16 protein-coding genes and 2 pseudogenes are annotated in these 21361 nt (G+C 58.8%); 8 read left to right on the top strand and 10 right to left on the bottom strand.

The annotated features are described in order from the left end of the window. Positions 1–31 precede the first annotated feature (31 nt). The gene (locus tag NL116_RS04515; RefSeq protein ID WP_494376185.1) at positions 32–964 is read right to left on the bottom strand and encodes an NAD-dependent epimerase/dehydratase family protein; all 933 of its coding nucleotides are present in this window, start codon (positions 962–964) and stop codon (positions 32–34) included. Positions 965–1404: 440 nt separating this feature from the next. On the opposite strand from NL116_RS04515, the gene NL116_RS04510 reads away from it, so the two are divergent. The 4 genes from NL116_RS04510 (at position 1405) to NL116_RS04495 (ending at position 4337) form a co-directional block, all read left to right on the top strand. Then, positions 1405–2322: a hypothetical protein gene (locus tag NL116_RS04510; RefSeq protein ID WP_494376184.1), complete on the top strand. Its 918-nt coding sequence runs from the start codon at positions 1405–1407 to the stop codon at positions 2320–2322. 451 nt (positions 2323–2773) lie between these two features. Next, entirely contained in the window at positions 2774–3148 is a 375-nt protein-coding gene (locus tag NL116_RS04505) for a DUF6124 family protein (protein WP_494376183.1), read from the top strand. Positions 3149–3180: 32 nt separating this feature from the next. Beyond that, complete coding sequence (locus NL116_RS04500; RefSeq protein ID WP_494376182.1) at positions 3181–3438, top strand: hypothetical protein; 258 nt, start codon at positions 3181–3183, stop codon at positions 3436–3438. A 206-nt stretch (positions 3439–3644) separates the two neighbouring features. Further along, positions 3645–4337: a DUF433 domain-containing protein gene (locus NL116_RS04495; protein ID WP_494376181.1), complete on the top strand. Its 693-nt coding sequence runs from the start codon at positions 3645–3647 to the stop codon at positions 4335–4337. 53 nt (positions 4338–4390) lie between these two features. Here NL116_RS04495 and NL116_RS04490 read toward each other — a convergent pair. Together NL116_RS04490 and NL116_RS04485 are read right to left on the bottom strand one after the other, a co-directional pair. Further along, positions 4391–4641 (bottom strand): annotated as a pseudogene (locus tag NL116_RS04490) (helix-turn-helix domain-containing protein). Positions 4642–4721: 80 nt separating this feature from the next. After that, positions 4722–5630 carry a YeeE/YedE thiosulfate transporter family protein gene (locus NL116_RS04485; protein WP_494376180.1) on the bottom strand — a complete coding sequence of 303 codons (909 nt, stop codon included), beginning with the start codon at positions 5628–5630 and terminating at the stop codon, positions 4722–4724. A 145-nt stretch (positions 5631–5775) separates the two neighbouring features. Here NL116_RS04485 and NL116_RS04480 point away from each other — a divergent pair, with 145 nt between their 5' ends. After that, positions 5776–7182, top strand: coding sequence for a DUF2252 domain-containing protein (locus NL116_RS04480; RefSeq protein ID WP_494376179.1), 1407 nt, complete (start codon positions 5776–5778; stop codon positions 7180–7182). 254 nt (positions 7183–7436) lie between these two features. Next, entirely contained in the window at positions 7437–8876 is a 1440-nt protein-coding gene (locus NL116_RS04475; RefSeq protein WP_494376178.1) for an ArnT family glycosyltransferase, read from the top strand. Here NL116_RS04475 and NL116_RS04470 read toward each other — a convergent pair. Both NL116_RS04470 and pmrG read right to left on the bottom strand, forming a co-directional pair. Next, the gene (locus tag NL116_RS04470) at positions 8827–9690 is read right to left on the bottom strand and encodes a phosphatase PAP2 family protein (protein ID WP_494376177.1); all 864 of its coding nucleotides are present in this window, start codon (positions 9688–9690) and stop codon (positions 8827–8829) included. The two genes, NL116_RS04475 and NL116_RS04470, sit on opposite strands and share 50 nt — an antisense overlap. A gap of 25 nt (positions 9691–9715) precedes the next feature. Then, positions 9716–10387: a lipopolysaccharide core heptose(II)-phosphate phosphatase PmrG gene (gene pmrG / locus NL116_RS04465; RefSeq protein ID WP_494376176.1), complete on the bottom strand. Its 672-nt coding sequence runs from the start codon at positions 10385–10387 to the stop codon at positions 9716–9718. Between the two features lie 258 nt (positions 10388–10645). Between pmrG and NL116_RS04460 the strand changes: the two are divergent. After that, positions 10646–11659, top strand: a pseudogene (locus tag NL116_RS04460) (methyl-accepting chemotaxis protein); the annotation flags it as partial. A gap of 42 nt (positions 11660–11701) precedes the next feature. After that, positions 11702–12565 (top strand): methyl-accepting chemotaxis protein, encoded by an 864-nt coding sequence (locus NL116_RS04455; protein WP_494378000.1) that lies wholly within the window; start codon positions 11702–11704, stop codon positions 12563–12565. Between the two features lie 516 nt (positions 12566–13081). Here NL116_RS04455 and NL116_RS04450 read toward each other — a convergent pair. From NL116_RS04450 to NL116_RS04430, 5 genes are all read right to left on the bottom strand, one after another. Beyond that, positions 13082–14455, bottom strand: coding sequence for a DUF1329 domain-containing protein (locus tag NL116_RS04450; protein ID WP_494376175.1), 1374 nt, complete (start codon positions 14453–14455; stop codon positions 13082–13084). A 159-nt stretch (positions 14456–14614) separates the two neighbouring features. After that, the gene (locus NL116_RS04445) at positions 14615–16570 is read right to left on the bottom strand and encodes a DUF1302 domain-containing protein (RefSeq protein WP_494376174.1); all 1956 of its coding nucleotides are present in this window, start codon (positions 16568–16570) and stop codon (positions 14615–14617) included. A gap of 69 nt (positions 16571–16639) precedes the next feature. After that, on the bottom strand, positions 16640–17929 hold the full coding sequence (locus NL116_RS04440; protein WP_494376173.1) for a phospholipase: 1290 nt from the start codon (positions 17927–17929) through the stop codon (positions 16640–16642). A gap of 242 nt (positions 17930–18171) precedes the next feature. Further along, positions 18172–19740, bottom strand: a complete 1569-nt coding sequence (locus NL116_RS04435; protein WP_494376172.1) for an FGGY-family carbohydrate kinase — start codon at positions 19738–19740, stop codon at positions 18172–18174. A gap of 20 nt (positions 19741–19760) precedes the next feature. Then, on the bottom strand, positions 19761–21356 hold the full coding sequence (locus tag NL116_RS04430; RefSeq protein ID WP_494376171.1) for a glycerol-3-phosphate dehydrogenase/oxidase: 1596 nt from the start codon (positions 21354–21356) through the stop codon (positions 19761–19763). Between the last annotated feature and the right edge of the window lie 5 nt (positions 21357–21361).

Below are 21361 nucleotides of genomic sequence, written 5' to 3'. Positions count from 1 at the left end.
GATTGAACGTCGTGCCGAATGACTGGCCGAGTTACAGACTGCGGATAAGCTGCGCCAAACCCTTGCCGATAGTGGTCGGCTCTGGAAGTTTGAAACGCTCGAGCAAGCGAGTGTTGTTGGCACGCGAGTGGCGAATGTCGCCTTGTCGTGGTGCGTGATGAATCACCTTCAACGGGGTACCGACAACAGCCCCCAGTTCAGCGATCAGGTCGTTGAGACTGGTGGAACGGCTGAGCCCTACGTTGACCGCACCGGGTTTCGGTTCGTTCACTTCCAGTGCCTGCACGAGAATGCTCACCAGGTCTTCAACGTAAACGAAATCGCGGGTCTGCCCCCCGTCACCGAAGATCGCCACCGACTGCTCGGCCATGGCCAGCTTGGTGAAAATGCTGATCACGCCGGAGTACGGCGAAGACGGATCCTGGCGTGGGCCGAAGATGTTGAAGAAGCGGAAGATCATCGGTTCCAGGCCGTGTTCGCGGCGATAGAAATCCAGGTAGTACTCACCGGCCAGTTTGTCGGCGGCGTACGGCGTGAGCGGGGATTTCGGCGTGTCTTCGTGAATCGCCGTGCCTTCACCATTGTTGCCGTAGATAGCCGCGCTGGACGCATACACCACACGCTTGATCCCGGCCTTCGACATGCTTTCGCAGACGTTCAGGGTGCTGACGAAATTGCTTTGATGAGTACTGACCGGATCATCCACCGAGGCTTGCACCGAGGCCACCGCCGCCAGGTGAACGACAGCGCTGCAATCACGCATGGCCTGCTCAACGACAACACCATCCGCCGCATCACCGATGACCAGGTTCAGATTGGCATTGTCCATCGGCAAATTAGCCACTTTGCCGGTCGACAGATTGTCCAGCACGCGGACCTTATAGCCCTTGCCGAGTAACGCTTCGACCAAGTGCGACCCAATAAAACCCGCCCCGCCGGTAACCAGTATTCGCTCGACAAACATGTACTTTCTCCCTGAATAGTTGAGCGGATACGAGTGGTTAGGTCCGCCGCTTTTATGGCGCAAGGCCACCAAAACGCGGCCGATAATGGGAGTTCAGGAAGGGGCTGTCAATAGTTTGTCTATATTGAGATTGCACAAGAAGATAGTCATTTATTTGACGGAATTTATTAGATTCAAAGTGTCATGTTATTGCCACGCTTGCCCGACAGACTCGTCTAAACCGGGCTTCTACGTCCGGTTACAAACCCTTCTCCCGTCGACGCTGAACTTGCGTCAGTACTTCAATACTTATCGACACAAGTCACTGGACGATGACCGCAGAATCGAGGCGGATCGCGACGAAATCCAGGCCGGGTGTTTTGGACAGATCACGTCGGTTTTCGGTGCTGAATTACATCGCTGATCTATTCTTTCGCTTCAGTACTTCGCGGAAAACAAACATGAATCGCTGGATTACCGTCGGTCTGTTTTCAGTCATCGCTACTTTTGCGCAGGCCGCCCCCCAGGCCGAACCCCGAGTCGAGCCAGTGCCTGCTGATAAAGGAGACGACGGCGCCAGGTTCGACCCATCCATCAAAGGCACGCTCACTGCGCAATACCGCGTCAGCGCAAAAGCAGGCCAGATACTGACCGTCGACCTCAAACCCTCCAACGCATCGGCGTACTTCAACATCGCCGCCAAAGGTCAGGAGACGGCATTGTTCAACGGTTCGATCATGGGCAACCACTTTATGGGCCCGTTGCCAACTGATGGCGTGTACACGGTCCAGGTGTACCAGATGCGCAACGCCGCGCGGCGCATTCACCTGGCCAACTACGACCTGTCTCTAAACCTCAGCCCGGTGACGGACAGCGCCCAGCCGTTTGATCAGACATTTGAGCTGCAAGGCATACGTTTTCGGGTGAAGGGCGAATGGGTCGACGGCAATCCCGTGGTGCGCATCTCGCCCCAAGGGTTGGAAATCGACAACTCGGCTATCACTCGACCGCTGACGGGCAACATTGCCCGCGCGGAAGTCGCTGACCTGGATAAGGATGGTTCACCGGAGATTTACGTGTTCGCCAGAGCGCCCGGGCGCGGAATGCCGGGGGAGCTGGTGGCGTATGCGGCTAACCATAAAAAGTCGCTGAGCGAGATTTACCTTCCGCCGGTTAGTGAGAACGCGAAACTGGCCGAGGGGTATCAGGGGGAAGATGAGTTTGCAGTGGTGGAGAAGGTGTTGGTGCGGCGGTTTCCGGTTTATGAGAGTGCGGATGTTGGAGCGGGGAGGACGGGGAAGATGCGGCAGGTTGAGTACAGGTTGGTGGCTGGGGAGGCTGGGTGGGTTTTGAAGGGGGGTGAGAGGGTGGAGTATTGAGAAATAATCCGGCATCCCTGAACGTCCATATCGGTTAAGCAACTTCTGTGGTAACGCAATTTTGTAGCAGCCGGACGCAGGTATCGCGTGATTGCTTAACTGATCGGCATTAACCGATATCCCGAAAAAAATTTGTAGTTCACGTCCTAGGAAACTTCCCGCAACTCGTATCGACTTTCATGAACTGGCGGAAGCGGTTCTGCGTCGATAGCCTTCAGATATCGCTACAAAACAGCGATCGGCTTTGACAGGCTGAAAACCAGTAACTTTCACTCTTCCTGATAAAACGGCATGCTTACGCGTGTGCATTTTTTTCATGGCGGTTGTGCGTGGGGCATCTTCGGATGCACCGGTTTCTGGTTTGCCGGTCTGTCAACCCGCGTACGGCTGCCACCCTTCCCTGTTTGACAGCAGGGGCGTGGCGGCTCCTTGAATAAACCAGAGATAGACCATGAAAAAACACAGCCCCAATCCACCGGCCCCGGCAACAGAAACTACCGATTTGTCGGCGCTCTCAGAAGCCACCGAACGCACCGTCAGTTCTCGCCTGCGCAACCCACAACACCCCGACCCCATCAGCCACGTCTTCACCCTCCTCCCCGACATCGACACACCCACCCTGCTCGCTCACGCTTGCGAAACCCTCGCTTCGCTCAACGTCATGACCACCGACCTGGCCTGTGAACTCGAAGGCTCGCGTCGGAACGTGGCACTGGCCATTCAACAGTTGAGCGTACTGGCGGAGCTGTTGGTCAATCGCGCGTTGGACAACCTTGATCCACGTGACGGGCTTCCTGAGGTTCCGTCTGCAGTCACCACTGCTTAGTCGCGTTCTTTTACCAAATGGAGGGTTTTGTCATGGATAGATACATGCCTATCACCGGCATCGACTGCACCATCGCGTCGTTGCTGATCGACACCGAAGCACCGCTGGACGTGCTGCACGAAACCGCGGCGTACCGTATCCGCACCGCGACTCAATTACTGGAGAGCATCGCGTTTGGCGAGGGTATTCACAGTGAACTAGCGCGGGTTTTAGTGACGTCGCTACGCGATGGTTGTGATTTGCTCGATGTCGTAGGCCGGCGATTGCAAACGCAGGTTTTGACGATGTAAAGAAGTGGCCCTAGCCCATCAATAAGCACCTGACGAGAACATCGCAGGTGCTTTTTTGGTTCCAACTCTTGGCCTTCCTGATAACAAATTAAAGGACAGACTCCTCGGAAACATCCCTCAAACTTTAACGACTCGGAGCTGAGCTTGGGATCACCCTTCCCACCGGAATCACCTCGCCAAATAACCTGATGACAGGGAGGCCGCATTTGCAAACCATCAAACTGCCTAGCCGTCTTGTCGGTATTGGCTTATACACACCGGCTGAAGCCTCGCTTTACACAGGGATTCCAGTTGCCGATATTCGCCGATGGCTATTCGGATATACCGCGCAGGGTGTTCAGTATCCGGGGATCTGGAACTCAGAACTGGCTGACTTGGATGGGCCCGTTCTAGGCTTTCATGACCTCCTGGAAATTCGCTTCGTCCATGCCTTCCGTCAGCACGGAATCAGCCTGCAGGCCATGCGCAGTGCCTCACAGCAAGCAAAAGAGTTGTTTGACCAAGCCTATCCATTTACCTGCAAACGCTTTCAAACCGACGGCCGAAGTATTTTTGCCACCGTGTTGAGTGAAACAGGAGATGAATCCCTTCTGGATTTGATAAAGCGCCAATACGCTTTTGAGCAAGTCATCAAGCCTTCTCTATATGAGGGCATTGACTACACGCAATCAGAGGCCGCTCAGCGTTGGTATCCCGTCAAGCGTAGCAAAGCCATCGTTCTGGACCCTTCGCGGAACTTCGGCAAACCCGTTCTCACAACTGCCGGAATTGATACGGCGACAATTTTTAGCGCTTATCAGACAGAGGGCAACGACACCAAACGCGTAGCGCTGCTCTATGAATTCCCTACGGCAGCCGTTGAAGCGGCGGTGCACTTTGAGCAAAGGAATGCTGCTTGAATTTCTTACTGGATAACGTTTTAACGTTCGCCATTCTCTGAGAGAAGGCATTTTCAATCGAAAAGCCCCTCTAGCTCTTCAAGTGTCGGCATCACCGCCGGAATGACCGATAGCTCACTATCCAGCGCAGCTAAAACTCGCGCAAAAGCGATCATCCCAACGGTAAGAGTGCCCTTTTCTACCGCGATGACTTTTTGCCGTGTCAGCCCCGCGAGTTTGGCGAGTTGGACTTGCGTCAGGCCACGATTGATACGTTTTGGCGTATTTGCGTACCCAGACGGGAAATGGTCAGTGAATAATCCATGTGCCGTTACCGTAACATTGGTGGGCCAACGTACCGTATACACAACATTCAAGCGAACCCGAATTGCTGACTTATCAAATTCAACCCCTAATCCGCCTCATCCCAACCCCCACCAATATCCCCAATACAATCGCCCCTAACGGCACCGCCCCCACCCACGTCATCGTTGGAAACACCAACAATATCTGCGAATCATTCCCCCCAAGCATCATCGACGCGCCAATCCCCATCAGCACACCCGCCAGCAAATGCTTGCCCGCGGTCATCACATCAAACCGCTGGTAAAGGAAGGTCCGGCGATGCAGCGTGTAACTGAGCATTCCCAGCAACAGCACGACAAATACCGCCACTCGCCGACCGGTCAGGGAGCTATTCCCCGAATCCCAGAACATTTGCGAAACGTTGTAGATGAATACGCTCGGGGTCCACAGCGGTTCGAAGGTGTAGAGGCCGCTGGTCAGGGCGCCCAGCAGCATGCTGGACAGGACCAGGTGTTTGTCACCGTGAACGCGGATCAGCAACAGCAACACCAGCAGGACAAGCCCCAAGGTCAGCCAGTAGTGGCGGCTGGTGATGGTCGGCATTTGCAGGATTTTGTGCTCGGCGAGCATGTTCAGGTGATACCAGAGGACGATCCCCAGCACCCAGCCAAAAATGGTGAACGCTTTGTTCAGGTTGCCGCTCGCGAGTTTGGTGAGCGTGCCGACGCTGCAACCGTCATTGAGTACCGAGGCGAGACCAAACAACAGTCCGCCGCCAACCAGTGACAGGTAGCCGACTTCAGGAATGAATAGCGGCTGACTGACACCAAACAAGGCATAGAGCGGCGCCAGTAACAGGCCGAACAAACCGCAGGTGATCAAAGACACAAACAAGGTCGGTCGACGCCTGAGTAACAGCCCTGTGGCATTGACCAGGCACATGCCCATGCGCTGGGACACCCAGCCGATGAGAAAGGCCAGCAGCAGCGATATCAGCAGTGAGAGCACAATCCTCCTTGTTGCCGGGTTGCGAGAGGGAACAAAGGCATGAAGGACAGATTAGTCGCTGCTCAATCACTTCGGATGAGCCTGCAAACCCCTTCTACACTCATCTCGACTCCACCCCATGACACCGCCCCCAAAAAGAGCCCCCATGACCACCCTCGACAACCGTTTGAAGCAAGGCAAGGCTGCTCGCAAAAACTGCTCGCGAAGTGCTCAAGCGTCCATGGGAAAAGTGACCCGTGACCCCATCCCGTTGATCAAAAGATCCAGCGAAGGCCGGATCAAGTCGCTGGTCGAGTTACGGTATGGCCGCATGCTCGTGTCGCCGTTCACCTTCTATCGGGGCAACGCCTTGCTGCAGGCTCACGACCTGGCCACCACACCCGACATGGGCTTGGCCTCAACGATCTGCGGCGACTGCCACCTGATGAATTTCGGCGGTTTCGCCACGCCCGAGCGCAATCTGTTGTTCAGTGTGAATGATTTCGACGAGGTCCACCCCGGCCCGTGGGAATGGGACCTGAAGCGTCTGGTGGCGAGTTTCATGGTGGCGGCTCGCGACCTGCGCCACGGTGAGACAGTAGAAGAAGACGTCTGCCTCCAGGTCGTCAGTTCCTATCAGGACACCATGCTCGAGTGCGCCCAACAAAGCTCACTGGAAAACTGGTACGAATCCATCACCTACGATGATTTGCTCAAGCAGGCGAGCAAAAGCACGCTGGAGCATGTAGAGCGCGCCATCGAAAAGGCCGAACGGCGGACGCATGCTGAACTGCTGCCAAAGATCAGCGAGCGTGACGCGAAAGGGCATTTGGTAATTCGCGATGACCTGCCGGAAATCTTTCACCTGCACAAAGACACCACGCTGCTGGATGCCGACGATGACTGGCTGCGCCTCTCGGACTGGCGTCCTTTGTACAAAACGTTCATGAATGACTACCGAGCCACGCTACAAGCTGATCGCCGTGAACTGCTGTCCCGGTTTCACGTTCACGACATGGCCTTCAAAGTGGTGGGTGTGGGCAGTGTCGGCACCCGTTGTCTGGTGGCGTTGCTGACGGATGAACAGGAGTTCCCGTTGTTCCTGCAATTCAAGGAAGCGCGGCGTTCGGTGCTCGCTGATTACGTGAAGGTCAAATCACGTGTCCGGCATGAGGGGCAGCGCGTGGTCAATGGTCAGCGCTTGATGCAGTCGGCCAGTGACCTGTTCCTTGGCTGGGCCACCGGCCCCAGCGGTCGACACTTTTATGTGCGCCAGCTGCGCGACATGAAGATTTCAGCGGAGCTGGAAAACTTCGATGCCGAAGCCTTTGCGGCCTACGGACGCTTGTGTGGTCGTGCCCTCGCCCGCGCGCATGCCAAATCTTCCGGGCACGCCTCGCAGATCAGCGGCTACATCGGCAAGAGCGATGCGCTGGCGGAAGCGCTGGTCAAGTACGCGAAAAGCTACACCGACCAGAATAACCGCGACTATGAACGATTCCAGCAAGCCTGCCGCAAGGGCCTGTTGCGGGCGCGTTCAGAGGCGGACTTTGCGGCGGATCATTTACCGTAGACGCAATGGCGCACGGGCGTTCATCTACATGAACTTTTCTTCACCCCCTTGCGCCTCAACAATCGGTACATTGCCCTCGCTCATTCAAGAAACTACGGTTTGCCCGCCCTCCCGCGGGCTTTTTTTGCCTGAAAAAAAGCGGCTCTATTGGGTTGGGTTTTCTATTACTCGATTACTACGCGCCGTTCACATTACGTTCAGCTCTCATTTCCTATGATCGGCCTCTCAGTTCCCCTGTCCGGTCATCGACGTCCATGTCCCGCCCCGCCGCTTCACTGTTTCTGCTTGCCGCTTTGTTGTTCTTCTTCGCGCTGGGTAATTACCAACTGCAAGGTTCCACCGAGGCTCGGGTGGCCGGGATCGCCATGGAAATGCACCTGGATAACGATTGGGTGACGCCCCGTTTGTTTGGCGAACCATTTCTTGAAAAACCTCCATTAAGTTTGTGGCTCGATGCCGCGGCGATCCGCGCGTTCGGCGGCACACCGTGGGCTGTGCGACTGGCGTCGGCTTTCGCCGGATTGTTCAGCGTGATGGTTTTGTACGCGATGCTACGACGGTTCGGCCGCCCCAAAGAACTCGCGTGGACAGCGGGCATCCTGCTCGCCACCATGGCCAGTTACTGGAGCAACGTGCGGGGCGTTGGTGAAGACGCCTTGCTGGCGTTGGGCGTGAGCATGGCGTTGCTCGCATTCTTTCAGGGGCAACGAAAGTCGACGCTCGGCAACGCGATGCTGTTTGCTTCAGGGATTGCCATCGCCACCTTGAGCAAAGGCGTGCTGGGCCTGGCGATGCCGGGGGTGGTGATCTTCGCGTACCTGTTGGCTGATACGTTGATCGACAAGCGCCTGAACCTTGCTGCCTGGCTGCGCCCCGGGCTGTTGACGTTGCTGGGACTGGTACCGCTGCTGATCTGGCTCACCCTGCTCTATCAGCAAAGCGGTGTGCAAGCCGTGACGGATGTGCTGTTGACCAACAGTGTCGGGCGCTTCAGCGGCTCGTTCGTCGAGGCCGGGCATTACGAACCGTTTTACTACTACCTGGCCAAGCTGCCACAAGCGTTTTTGCCGTGGAATATTCTGGTGTACCTGGGGCTTTGGCACTTCCGCAAAAGCTTGCTGGCCAATCGTTACTTGCTGTTTTTCACGCTATGGCTGCTGGCACAGTTCGCCATGCTGACGCTGGCTTCGAGTAAACGCACGGTGTACCTGATGTCGATGACACCCGCCGCGGCAGTCATTGCAGCGGAATACGCGAGCGTGCTGTACGCAAAATTGAAGGGCCATGAAACCGCTGCAACCCTGTTGGGTCGTATCGCACGGTATCGACGGGGTGGGGTAATCGGCGTGTTTGCCGTGGTGATTGGCGGCTACCTGGCTGCCGCACAATGGGTGATGCCGCTGGCGGATCGCACCTTGTCCTTTGTGCCATTGACCACGCAGATTCAAACGATGCAAGCCAACGGACAACAAGTTGCCCTGTTCCAGGCCAATGAGCGGGTGGGCGGCGCCAGTGTGTTCTACAACCAGCGCCTGCTCAAAGGCCTGGACACTGACGCGCAACTGCACGAGTTTCTCGCGGCATCCGCGTCCAACGTCGCGGTCATGTCCGGTGATACCGAACCGACCGCGCCGTTGAAAGTGCTCAAGACAATGATGGTGGGCCGACAGGCTTACTACTTTGTGAACCTGTAAACACATCAACACTGGAGCGCCCGGTCTTTTGCAGCACGGGCACATCCAGTCTGGCCCGACCATAAAACGCCAGGGCTGTCAGCAAGCACGCCAGCCAGACGAAGATCCCGGCCCAGAAGGTGTGGGACATGTAGTGCCAGCCTTGCAGTACCCGCGTGGTGCCGTAGACGAAACCCAGCACCAGGGAGAACCACAACACCGCTTTGGAAAAGCGCCACTGGTAACGGCGGGCAACGAAGTACAGCGCGAGCATGGTGAAACCACCCGACGCATGGCCACCTGGCCAGCAGCGACCGTCGCCGGCTTCGCGAAACAGCTGGAAGTTGTTGTACCACTCCATGTGGGCAATCTTGCCACCGTAGAGGGTCGTTTCAATCGGACAGTACACGCTGGTGTGTGCCTTGAGGAAATGGATCACGCCGGTGCACACGGCAAACGCCACCACCACAAAGATAAAGTCACGGCGATGGTCGGCGGTAAACCGCAGCACCGGAGCGGCCTTGATCCGCTCCAGGAATTGACCGATACGTGGACGCTTTTGCGGGTTGACCAATGGCCATAAAAACGAAAGCAACATGCCGATCAAGGCAATTTCAGCGGTCCAGTTGGGAATGATCCGCGCCCACTTGTGCGTGAGCTTCTCGAAGAAGTGAACCTTGTCGAGCGGGAAGGTCTGGGTGACCGGGTCAAAAAGAAGATTGCTGAACCAGATGTCGATTTTGGTCATGTCGAACATCAGGAAAACCACGGCCGCGCAGGCTAGCGCAATACCAAAGTTCACCCAGTAAAAGCGGTGGCGGGAAAAATTCAGCATTGTGTGTCCTGATCCAGAAAAAAAGTCATTCGGTGGTTACCGTGTGCCAGTCGGAGGCTTCAATGAAACCCAACATGTGTGTCGTTTGCGGTGTTGGAGCGGAGATAAACAATGAGGCGCCGTACCCCAGGCTCGAGGCCGGCAATTTGAGGTCTTTTTCAAGTTGCGACATGCACTCGCTGTGGGTCACCAGCACAAGGTTGCGGCCCGCCACTTTGTGCGCCAGGGCATCACGCAACATAGTGCCCTTGCAACTGATTAGCCAGTCTTCACCGACGGCTGCCTTACTGAACATGAAATTGGCAGTCTGCACAGTACGCAGGATCGGGCTGTTGTAAACGTCCACCTTGCTCATCCCAAGGCGCTGAAACTGCTCGCCGACACTGACCGCAGCGCTGCGTGAACGCTCGGTGATGCCATCATCGCCCGCCAGGCAAGGGGCCGAAGAGTGATCGCAGCGTTCGACATGGCGCACCAGCACGATCAGGTCGCCCTTGGCCCAGCCGTCCGTCAGTGCCTTGGCACCCGCCACATTGCCATGGGCCAGGTCCGGCACCGCGGCGGGCTGCAACAGCCAGACCGTCAACGGAATCACCAGCAGCGCCGACGCCAGTACCACTGCCGCATTGCGATAGCGGGCAAAGCGGTTCAAATCGATCGAGCGTTTTATCCCGAGTAGATTCAGTCTCAATTCCACATCAAGCCGCCTCGCCGGCACGTACCGCGCTCATTAAATCCGATGAGCCTAAAGAGGCAGGCGTCGGCAGCGAGTGAAACGCATGTGAAAAAAAGCTTAAAACCACGCAAAGACTTGTTACAGGTTATGCCCCACTAAATCCTTTCAGCTCTCGCGGATGCGGCCGATACAGACCTGCTACCTACCTTGCTGGCTCCCAAAAACAACAATCTTCCAGCCAACCGACGATCAAGAAGCACAACGTTCCTGGAGGAATTGATGAATAGCTGGTTCGGCAATATCAGCGTGAACATGAAACTGGGCCTGGGATTCGGCCTGGTCCTGGCGTTGACCTGCGTCCTGGCCCTGACCGGCTGGACAAGCCTGGGCAGCCTGATTGACCGCAGCAACTGGATGAGCGACATCACCCAACTCAACGCCGGCCTGACCAAGCTGCGCGTGGTTCGCCTGCAATACATGCTGACCAACGGCGACGAAACCGCGGCGCAGAACGTGCAGACCACCCTCGACGCCTTCTCGGCCCAGCAGCAAGCGTTGCTGTCGAAATTCAAAAGCCCGGAAAACCTCAAGCTGCTCAAAGAGCAAGGCACCGTCATTTCGGCGTACCAGACCTCGCTGAACAAAATGCGCAGCGCCTACCGCACCGCCAACAGCGCCCGCGACACCATGGGCGCCAATGCTGATACCGCCAGTTCGCTGATCGAAGCTATCAGCAGCCGCGTGCGGCAAATGCCGCTGAGCGAGCAACGCTTCGAACAATTCCAGGCAATTACCGCCGCCAAGGAAGCGTTCATCCTGGCCCGCTACGAAGTGCGCGGCTATACCGCCACCACCAACGCCGAGACCGAGCAAAAAGCTGTCGGCCAACTTGACGCCGCGATTGCCAGCCTGAAACCACTGAACGCACAGTTCGCCGAGACTCAGCAAGACGCCTTGCGTCAGCTGGAAGCCGCATTAGTCAACTACCGCAGCGCCTTGCAGTCGTATAAAGCGGCCAACACCGAAGCCGTGCAGGCGCGCAAGGAAATGACCGACCAGGGTGCCGCCATTGTGACCCTGAGCGATCAGCTGTATCAGATCCAGCTCGACCGCCGCGACGCCGAAAGCGCCCAAGCCCAAACCCTGCAATTGATCAGCACCTTGCTCGCATTGCTGGTCGGCGTGATTGCCGCCGTGATCATCACCCGTCAAATCACCGGTCCGATTCGCGACACCCTGGCCGTGGTTGAACGCATCGCCAGCGGCGACTTGTCCCAAGACGTCAACGTCACGCGCCGTGATGAACTTGGTGTATTGCAACAAGGCATCTCGCGCATGGGCGTGACCCTGCGCGACCTGATCAGCGGCATCCGCGACGGCGTCACACAAATTGCCAGCGCCGCCGAAGAACTGTCAGCCGTGACCGAACAAACCAGCGCTGGGGTGAACAGCCAGAAGATCGAGACCGATCAGGTCGCTACCGCCATGCACGAGATGACCGCCACGGTGCAGGAAGTCGCGCGCAACGCCGAAGAAGCGTCGCAAGCCGCCGCCGCGGCAGACGGTGAAGCCCGGGAAGGCGACAAAGTGGTCAACGAAGCCATCGCCCAGATCGAGCGTCTGGCCAGCGAAGTGGTGCGTTCCACCGAAGCCATGAGCGTGCTGCAACAGGAAAGCGACAAGATCGGCAGTGTGATGGACGTGATCAAGGCCGTCGCCGAGCAGACTAACCTGCTGGCGCTCAACGCCGCGATTGAAGCCGCGCGTGCCGGTGAAGCCGGTCGTGGTTTCGCGGTAGTGGCCGATGAAGTGCGGGGCTTGGCCCAGCGCACGCAGAAATCCACTGAAGAAATCGAAGGCCTGGTGGCCGCTCTGCAAAATGGCACGCAACAAGTGTCGACGGTCATGAACAACAGCCGCACCCTGACCGACAGCAGCGTCGCGTTGACCCGCAAGGCAGGCGTATCCCTGGAAAACATCACCCGCACGGTGTCCAACATCCAGTCGATGAACCAGCAAATCGCCGCCGCCGCCGAACAACAAAGCGCCGTGGCCGAAGAGATCAGCCGCAGCATCATCAACGTGCGCGACGTGTCCGAACAAACCGCCGCCGCCAGCGATGAAACCGCCGCGTCGAGCGTTGAGCTGGCGCGGTTGGGTGGGCAACTGCAGCAGATGGTCAGCCACTTCCGCGTTTGATGTTCACTTTGCGGTGAATGAAAGAACCATTCGCGAGCAAGCCCGCTCCCACATTTAATCGGCGTCGTGCCACGATCAAATGTGGGAGCGGGCTTGCTCGCGAATGCGGTCTGAGTGACAACTAAAGATGATGTGTTGAATCGAGAAACTGGCGGCCCACTTCATCGAGAGGGCAGATCCAGTTCTACTCCACCATCGACGCTGAACCGCTTGTGGATTCGAGTCCCCAAGCCGTCAGTGCATTTGTTCTGCTCCAGTGCTTTGCTCAAAATCCGACACGCGAGATCTTCAATCGAAAGACCTCTGATATCTGCCGTTACTCGCAGTTTTCATAGAGCTGACGATCAATGTTATTGATGCTCAAACTTGCCACATGCCCTCCGATTTAACGGCAGTTGAAGCAATGAGGCTACCGTGACTCTTCATTATTCGAGTGTTGGGTAAGATTGTGCCGACCGAGTGATGGGCGTTGTGACAAGAGCGCTGCCCTCGCCACTTTTGCGCAGTTTGCTCCCCTCACCGCGTCCCGCGCTGACGCAATGCCGACGGCATGAAATAGGCGTCTTCCGGCACCGGTTGGGCGAAGTCCACGGTGGCCGGTTCTTCGTTGTCCAGGTTCTGCACGTAGTAACGACGCGCCTGCAAGTCATGGAAAACGTCCAGCGCACTCCAGGTGGTGGGCAGGTCGTAGAAGTTTTTCAGGTAGGCCATCGACACCCGCCACAACTCCCCGCGCCCGTCATATTGATCCACCAGTGCGGCGCCCCAACTGTCCTCGTCGAGAAACAGCACACGCTTGGAATAAATATGCCGCGAGCCCGGCTTGAGCGTGCCTTCGACCACCCAGACCCGGTGCAGCTCATAACGGGTGAATTGCGGGTTGAGGTGACCCGGTGTGAGCAACTGCGCGTACTTCACGTCAGGGCTGCCGACTTTGTAGTTGTTGTACGGGATGTAGACCTCTTGCTTGCCTTTGAGCGTCCAGTTGTAGCGGTCCGGCGAGCCGTTGAACAAGTCGGTGTCGTCCGCGGTGCGCAGGCCATCGGATGAAGCGATCGGCGTGTCATACGCCAGGTTCGGCGCGCGGCGCACACGGCGTTGGCCGGCGTCGTAGACCCAGGCCTGACGCGGGTCCTTGAGCTGGTCCAGGGTCTCGTGAATCAACGCCGCACCACCGGCCAGCCGGGCCGGGCTTTTCACGAACGCCAGGTAGTAAAACAAGATGTTTTTCAGGTCGGCGAACTGCCCGCCCGGACGGTAATAGTTGAAGAGCCCTTCCTGCTGCGAGGTCACCAGCGCGAAGCTGCCGTTGCGCTGTACCGGCGCTTCGGAAGCACGCCGCACCACATAGATGCCGCGATAGCGGGTGATGTGGTTCCACAGCACCTCGATCCCGTCCTTGGGCACCGGGAACGGCACACCGCCATAGGCATCGGAAAACCCGCTGCCGCCCTCGAGCAGCTTGGCCGAAGTCGCATTTTTGAAGGTGTTGTCATACAGCCACTGCGGCGCCGAGCCCGACCGGCGAGAGGGATAGATCGGCATCTGGAAGGTGTCGGGGTAGCTGTTGAACAGAGCGACCTGACCCGGACTGAGGTGGGCCTTGTACTGATCAAGGTTGGCCTTGGTGATGGTGAACAGCGGTTTGTCCGCCGCGTATGGGTCCGGGTGGTGTTGACCGGGTTTGTAGCCGGCCGGCGCCTGGGTGATGCCGCCGGCCCAGGCCGGAATGGTTCCGGCTGCATTGGCGGCACGCTCGGCGCCCAGCGGCGTCAGCGTGGTTTTCAATTGCTCGGCTTGCTGGGGCGAGATGGCGGCCAGCGTGCTGCCGGCGGCCAGGCTCAGGATTAGCGCCAGTGTGGTTTTGGTCAGTCGTGACGTGTGAAACATGATCGTTCTCCGAAAAAATTCAGCAGGTCTGCAGAACACAGCAGATCCCCTGTGGGAGCGAGCTTGCTCGCGATGGCGGTGTGTCAGGCGGCATTGATGTTGGATGTGTCGCCCTCATCGCGAGCAAGCTCGCTCCCACAGGGGTTTTGTGTATGGCGTTTAAAGGAAGTACTTGAGGTTGAAGCCGACGTTGTCGCGGTCACGCAAGCCGTTGTCCTGCCCGCCGCCGTAGAACTCGGTGTATTGCAACTCGGCCTCCAGCTTGTTCTGGTAATTGGCCTTGATCCCCAGGGTGTAGGCCTTGCGGCCTTCGATGGTGTTGCCCGCCTGATAGCTGTTGCCCTCGAAGTCGTCCTTGTAGACGACATAAGGCGAAACATTGACCCCGGCATACACGTCGTTCCAGGTGCCGTTCAACATCGCGGTGTAGCTGTAGGAGTTACGGTTGACCTGGTCGGCGCGATCGCCGCCAGACACATAGGAATAGTTACCGGTGCCCGCGTAGTAACGGGTACTGCCGTCATAAGCGGTGTATTGCAGACTGCTGCCACGCAGGTGCTCGGACGCCAGTTCGAACACGCCAAACATCGAGTCGAACGACAGCCCCGGACCAAAGTTGTAAATGGTGCCAAGGGATGTGTTGAACGCTTCCACCCGCTCAGCGTTGTTGATTTGGCTGGATAGCGAGACTTGTTGCCCGCCGATGTTGATGGTCTGGCCGCCAGCCACTGCGGCAGCGCCGTTGGCCAGGTCGCCGATCAGGTCGTTGGTGGCGGCGACACCGATGGGCAGGTTCGGCCGATAGGCCACTTCACCAAACACCGACGCCTGGCCCAGGGTGGTGTTGAAACTGAAGCCGTACATGCGGATGTCTTCGGCGTAACGGCGATGCGCCTGGATATTGCCCATCACATCCACGGTCGCCAGGCCGTTGGCCAGTTGCGCCGCCTGACTGCCGGCGACGCCGGTCAACAGGTTGGTCAGGGCATTCATGTCGATGCCTTTATACCCCCCCAAATCAGCGGAAACGGTCGGTTCCTTGGCGTGGTAGTTGACCATGTACAAGCCGAACTCGGTGCTGTTGAGTTGTTCGGCGATGTAGCGAAAGGCGAAACCGAACTGGCCATCGTTGCGCGCGTTGTAATCCTTGCCGACCGAAGCGACCTTGACGATATTGCCGAAGGTCGGGGTAACCCCGTTGGCATAAAGGCCAGTGGTGCTCAATGTCTGGTTGAGCAACGGGTTGTTGCCCAGCGCACTGTACAGGCCGATCACGTTGCCGAAGCCCGGTACCGGCGTGTCCAGCGCGGTGTCGGTAAAGTTGTTGTAACCGGTGTTGCCGCCGTCGGCGAACAGGTCCGATTGCGAGTAGTACGTACCGACCGGGTCGATCCGGGTTTCCTTCCAATTGGTCTGGTAAAAGCTTTCCATGGTCAGGGTGTCGGTCAGGCCGATGTTGAAGCTGAGCGCTTCCACCGGCACCAGCACTTCCTTGACTTCGGCGCCGGGCAAGCGGTACTTGGCGGCGTCCACCGGGTTGGTGGTGTTGATCCCGCCACGGTAGAAAATCCCTTCGCCCCAGTTGAACACCTGGCGGCCGATACGGGCCGTGACCGGCATCTGCGCGACGTCCCAATTGCCATAGAGGTAAGCGTCGAGCATCTCTACCCGGCTGCCGGCGATATCGCGGGTCTGGCTGGTGAAGTGATCGTCCTGGGGGTAGCTCTGGCTCGGTTGCGAGGGGTTGTTGTTGCGGTAGTAATCGTTGCGCTTGTCCATCAACTGAGTGTCATAGAACGCGGTGCCGCGCATGAACATCCCGTAGTTTTGATAGTTGGCCTCCAGCTCCGAGGTGATCTTGTACACCTCGGAAACCAGCCCGGTGTCGAAGTTGCGATTGCCATCGTTGGTGTTGATGTCGTCGTTGTTTTTGTCCCGGCCCTGAACCCGCCACAAGCGGCCATAGGACAAGGTGCTGTCGAACGAGCCGGTGACCTGATTGTCCAGCACACTGAACGCCTCGGCCTGCACGCCGTCGACCGCGCACAGTTGCAGCAGCCCTGCCAGGCCGACGCCGGGGAGCGCCGCGCCAGACAGGCGAAATCGGGTTCTCATGGTGTGTTCCTCTTCCCTGGTTTTATTTTTTTTATGTGTTCTGTGTGGGTGGCCACGTTGCCGCGATGGCTATGGCGTCATTCCCGCGCTGACATAACTCCGGCTGTGCGCGCCGAAATGCCCCAGCAGTCTGAACAGCTGTTGGTTAAGTGCCGGATGGTCGAAGTCTTCGCGCTGCACCTGGTTACCGGCGCTGAAATCGCGGGTGATCGGGGCCGTGTCCAGCCACTGCCCGATGGCTTCATCAAACGCTGCGGATTCATCGGCGGACTCGGCGCTCACCACGTCGCGCAGATAGTCGACCGAGTACGGTGGGTAACTGGCGTCTCGTGCAGAGTCGACATAGGCGTCGAGCATTGGATGCGCCTGGCCGGTACGCAGCAGGCGACGCAGCCAGGTCGACTGATATTTCTCCACTTCCATGTGCCGGGTGGCGACCCGTTCAATGGCTGCATGCTTGTCGGCATCGAAGCCGGCCAGCGCCTTGCCCTCCAGCAGTAGAAGGTCTGCCAGTTCGACGCCGGGCAGTGGCTTGGCGTGATAAGGCTGGGTCAGGTCCTGAGCGTGGTGCAGGCCCCAACCGAGAAACCGATAGCCCCAGTAAGGATGGCCGCTGGCAAACGCCAGTCGCGCCAACCCCATGTATTGGTAGGCGCGCCAGTCCGGCCAACTGCGCTGAAGAAATCCGGCTGCGGCATACACCACCGCACTTTCATGGAAGAACCCCATGTGGAACGGCGCCTGGGAACTGTACTGAAACCGCGCATCGCCGAAAGGCTGCGGGCCGAAACCGTATAACGCGCCCACCTCGCCTGGGTTGTCGCTGAACAGATTGATGTCGTGGCCGTAATCAGGCTCATCGGCGGCGCTGGCCAACACGGCCAGGGGCGCGACTTCTTCGCCGTCAGTCAGGTGGATGAAACGCTGGCGATTCCATGGCGACAGGGTCTGCTCAACCATGACCTGCTCGGCCTTCACGTGTTCTCGCTCGGGCAGGTCCTTGCCCGGCATCGGCTGGATAACCATCGCCAGATGAATCTGCGGATTGATCCTCAGCGCGGTGAGGAAATCATGGCGCAGAGTGTCCCCAGGCACGGCTGGCAATTTCAGGTTATCGGGACGCGGCGGGTAGTGGGCGAAGTGCTCGCGAGCGAAGCGTTCCTGTTCGTCCAGCAGCGCCGACACGGCTTCGTACTGTTGCGTGAGAAACTGCTCCAGCGGTTCGACCTTGACCTGCGGGGCATCGCGCAAGGGCGGCAGATCCTGCAACGCCAGGTAGCTGCCGACCGTATGGTTGGACCAGCCCCACGCCATCGGTGCCGTTCCACAAAGCAGCAACAGGAGGAATGTCAGCTTCATTGCTATTGGTTCTTATTGGCTGTGCAGTGGGGATTGAGCCTAACAACCGACCCCGCCCCTGACACTGTCCAATCTCACCAGAAAAGTTCTCCGATAGCGCCACATGCGCGGTGCAAAAACCACAGGAGATCATTGTGGGAGCGAGCTTGCTCGCGATAGCGGCAGCACATTCAACATCAATGGTGACCGACCCACCGCTATCGCGAGCAAGCTCGCTCCCACAGGGGGTTTGAGGTGGTCTGCTAAGCGGGGTAACCGGTGATGTTGCGAATGCTTTGGTACAACGGCTTGAGCTGCCGATACATGCGCAGGTAGACCTCTTTGTACAGTCGCTCATAGGTCTGCTGCGCCTCGGGTTGCGGCATGAACACGGCACCCACTCGAGTCATCGCCGCCATCGCCATGGGAAAATCCGCGTACAAACCCAGCCCCACCGCACAGCAAATCGCCGCGCCCAGACCGGACGCCTCATAAACATGCGGACGCTCAGCCGGCAGCCCAAAAATGTTCGCTGTGAGCTGCATCGCCGCATCACTCTGGGAACCGCCACCGGCAACGCGCAACCGCTTGACGGAGATTTTCGAACGTTTCTCGATCTTCTCCATGCCCTGACGCAAGGCATACGCCAGCCCCTCGAGGATCGCCCGGTAAATGTGCGCGCGGGTATGCACGTCACCGAACCCGATCATCGCGCCCTTGGCTTCCACTCCCGGCTCACGGATACCCGGCGACCAGTAGGGTTGCAGCATCAGCCCCATGGACCCCGGCGGCACCGCGTCGACCAGCGCATCGAAGAGTTGCTCAGGTTCCACCCCCAGCGCTTTGGCCTGCTGCATTTCCCGCAGGCCGAACTCGTTCTTGAACCAGCTGACCATCCAGTAGCCGCGATAAATCATCACCTCGCAGTTGTATTGATCCGGCACTGCCGAGGGATAAGGCGGAATCAACGGGACGATTTCAAGATAGCGCGATCGGGTACTGGTAATCGTCGCCGTGGTGCCGTAGGACAGGCACACCGTGTCCGCGTCGACGACGCCGGAACCGACGACTTCGCAGGCTTTGTCAGCACCCGCGGCGATCAGCGGCAGCCCCTCGGGAATGCCGGTATGACGGCTGGCCTCGGCGCTGATGTACCCCAGGGTTTCACCGGGTTTCAGCAAACTTGGCAATTGCTCGGGACGCACCTTTAGCGCTTGCCATTTCCAGTCGCTGGGCGCGGCCCATTTCAGACGTTTGAAATCGAACGGCAGGTAACCGACGCAACAGCCGACGGAATCGACGAAGCGCCCGCACAAGCGATGCGTGAGAAACCCCGAGAGCAGCAAAAATTTGTCGGTCGCCGCCCAGACGTCAGGCTGATGGCGGGCGATCCAGTTAGCCTCGGCCTGGGCGCGAAAGTAATCCACGGTGGCTTGCGCGCCGACCAGCTTGAACAGCCAGCCCCACGGCCCCTTGATCCGGCCTTCGACGTCGGCCTGACGTTGATCGAGCCACAGGATCGCCGGGCGTAGCGGCTTGCCTTGGGCATCGACATTGATCACGGTGCCGCGCTGGGTGGTCAGGGAAACGCCGGCAATCTGCGAACGATCGATTCCGGTTTGCTGCCACACCTGCTGGCAGGCCTCGCCCAGTTTCGCCCAGTAATACTCCGGGTCCTGCTCGGCCCAGCCAGGTTGTGTCGAGTAATAGGCCTGCAATTCGACCTTGCCTTTGCCCAGCAAATGACCCTGCAGGTCGAAGAGCAGCGCACGCACGCTCTGGGTGCCATTGTCGATGGCCAGCAGGTAACGCTTGTTCGGGTGGTTATCCATGGAGCTCTCTTCAATGGGCATCAATGCGCGGCATCCGGCAGACCGTGGTGGCGTTGCCATAACGCCTGATAGCGCTGCTGCTCCTGCTGCCAACGTGCGTCGTCCCAGCCGAGTCGTGGCTGGCAGAGTCGGCGGATGGCGGCCAAGTATTCCTCGCCACCGCGCGGCAGCAACAGGCCGAGGCGGGTTCGACGCAGCAGCAAGTCGTCCAGGTGCAGCACCATTTCCGCCTCACAGGCAAACGCCAGTTCCGCCCACAAGGTGTCCGTGGCGCCCACGCTGTCATGGCCCAGTTGCGCGATCAGTGTCGCCAGCCTCGGCAGGTCACGGCCATGTCGCCCGGCCAGGCGCCGCCACGGGTTGCCGCTGAGCCCCGGGATCGCCAGCGGCGGCACGACGGCAAACACCGGCGCGGCGTCGTCACTGAAGGGTCGGTCGAGCATGATCGCGCAAGCCTTGAGCACTTCGAGGGCCTGCGGGCGAAAAGTGGTCAGTTTGCCACCGGCCAGGGTCACGCAACCCGGCTCCTGCCACAGCACATGCTCGCGGGTTTCATTCGACGGTTTGCCTTGATGTTCACCCGCCGCGCTGCCCACCACCGGGCGTACTCCCGACCAGGTCGACAGTACATCGTCAGCAATGACTTGCGACCCGGGAAACTGCTGTTTGCAGGCCGCCAGCAGATAGTCGAGTTCATCAGCGCTGATGCTCGCGCTCTGGTCCAGATCGCCGTGATGATCGAGGTCCGTGGTGCCGACCACGGTGGCGCCCTCCCAAGGGAAAACGAACACCGGGCGACGGTCGCGCTCGTGCAGAAAAGTGAAGGCCTGCGCCACCGGCAGGCGCCAGCCCGGCAGCAACAAATGGCTGCCACGCAACGGGCGCAACTGACGCGGTGCATCGGGCAGGCGCAAGCGCTCGGCCCAGGCGCCCGTGGCCACGGCTAACACACGGCAACGCAATTGCAGTGATGCGCCACCTTCGCAGTCCTCGATCTGAACCCCGCACACCCGTCCCTCTTCACGCAGTAATTGCTGCACGCGCACCCCGTTCAAGACCACGGCGCCATCGGCCCGGGCCTCGCCCAATACGCGCATCACCAGACGCGCGTCATCGGTCAGCGCATCGACAAAACAGGTGCCGCCCAGCAGCTCATGCTCCTTCACCCCCGGCGCCAGATAACGCAGTTGTTGCGCGTCATGGAAGCGATGGCTACGCCGTCCAGCCAAGGCGTCATAGACCGATAACAAGCCACCCAGTACTCGCGGCCCGGGGAAGCCGCCACGGTAATGCGGCATCATGAAGCTCATCGGTTCCACCAGCCCCGGCGCTTCGTCGAGCAGGCGCTGGCGTTCGCGGACGGAATCGCGGGTCAGGCGCCACTGGCCCTTGGCGATGTAACGCAAGCCGCCATGGACCATTTTCGAGGATCGACTGGAGGTGCCCCAGGCGAAATCGCGCTGCTCCAGCAGCAGGCAACGCCAGCCACGCCGTGCGGCCTCGCGCAGGATGCCGGCGCCGCTGATGCCGCCGCCGATGACGATCAGGTCCCAGGTTTCATCCGCCAGCGTCGGCAGCACTTGCTGGCGCCACGCGGCGTTCCAGTTCGGGTTCAAGGTCG

This window comes from Pseudomonas sp. FBCC-B1667, from assembly GCF_059133255.1.
The sequence above is the reverse complement of the archived record's forward strand: the minus strand, read 5'-3'. Positions and strand labels throughout refer to the sequence as shown.

Coding starts and splice junctions, on each gene's coding strand:
- NL116_RS04515 (WP_494376185.1), bottom strand. CDS start 964: ATGTTTGTCGAGCGAATACTGGTTACCGGCGGGGCGGGTTTTATTGGG.
- NL116_RS04510 (WP_494376184.1), top strand. CDS start 1,405: ATGAATCGCTGGATTACCGTCGGTCTGTTTTCAGTCATCGCTACTTTT.
- NL116_RS04505 (WP_494376183.1), top strand. CDS start 2,774: ATGAAAAAACACAGCCCCAATCCACCGGCCCCGGCAACAGAAACTACC.
- NL116_RS04500 (WP_494376182.1), top strand. CDS start 3,181: ATGGATAGATACATGCCTATCACCGGCATCGACTGCACCATCGCGTCG.
- NL116_RS04480 (WP_494376179.1), top strand. CDS start 5,776: ATGACCACCCTCGACAACCGTTTGAAGCAAGGCAAGGCTGCTCGCAAA.
- NL116_RS04475 (WP_494376178.1), top strand. CDS start 7,437: ATGTCCCGCCCCGCCGCTTCACTGTTTCTGCTTGCCGCTTTGTTGTTC.
- NL116_RS04470 (WP_494376177.1), bottom strand. CDS start 9,690: ATGCTGAATTTTTCCCGCCACCGCTTTTACTGGGTGAACTTTGGTATT.
- NL116_RS04455 (WP_494378000.1), top strand. CDS start 11,702: ATGGGCGTGACCCTGCGCGACCTGATCAGCGGCATCCGCGACGGCGTC.
- NL116_RS04450 (WP_494376175.1), bottom strand. CDS start 14,455: ATGTTTCACACGTCACGACTGACCAAAACCACACTGGCGCTAATCCTG.
- NL116_RS04445 (WP_494376174.1), bottom strand. CDS start 16,570: ATGAGAACCCGATTTCGCCTGTCTGGCGCGGCGCTCCCCGGCGTCGGC.
- NL116_RS04440 (WP_494376173.1), bottom strand. CDS start 17,929: ATGAAGCTGACATTCCTCCTGTTGCTGCTTTGTGGAACGGCACCGATG.
- NL116_RS04435 (WP_494376172.1), bottom strand. CDS start 19,740: ATGGATAACCACCCGAACAAGCGTTACCTGCTGGCCATCGACAATGGC.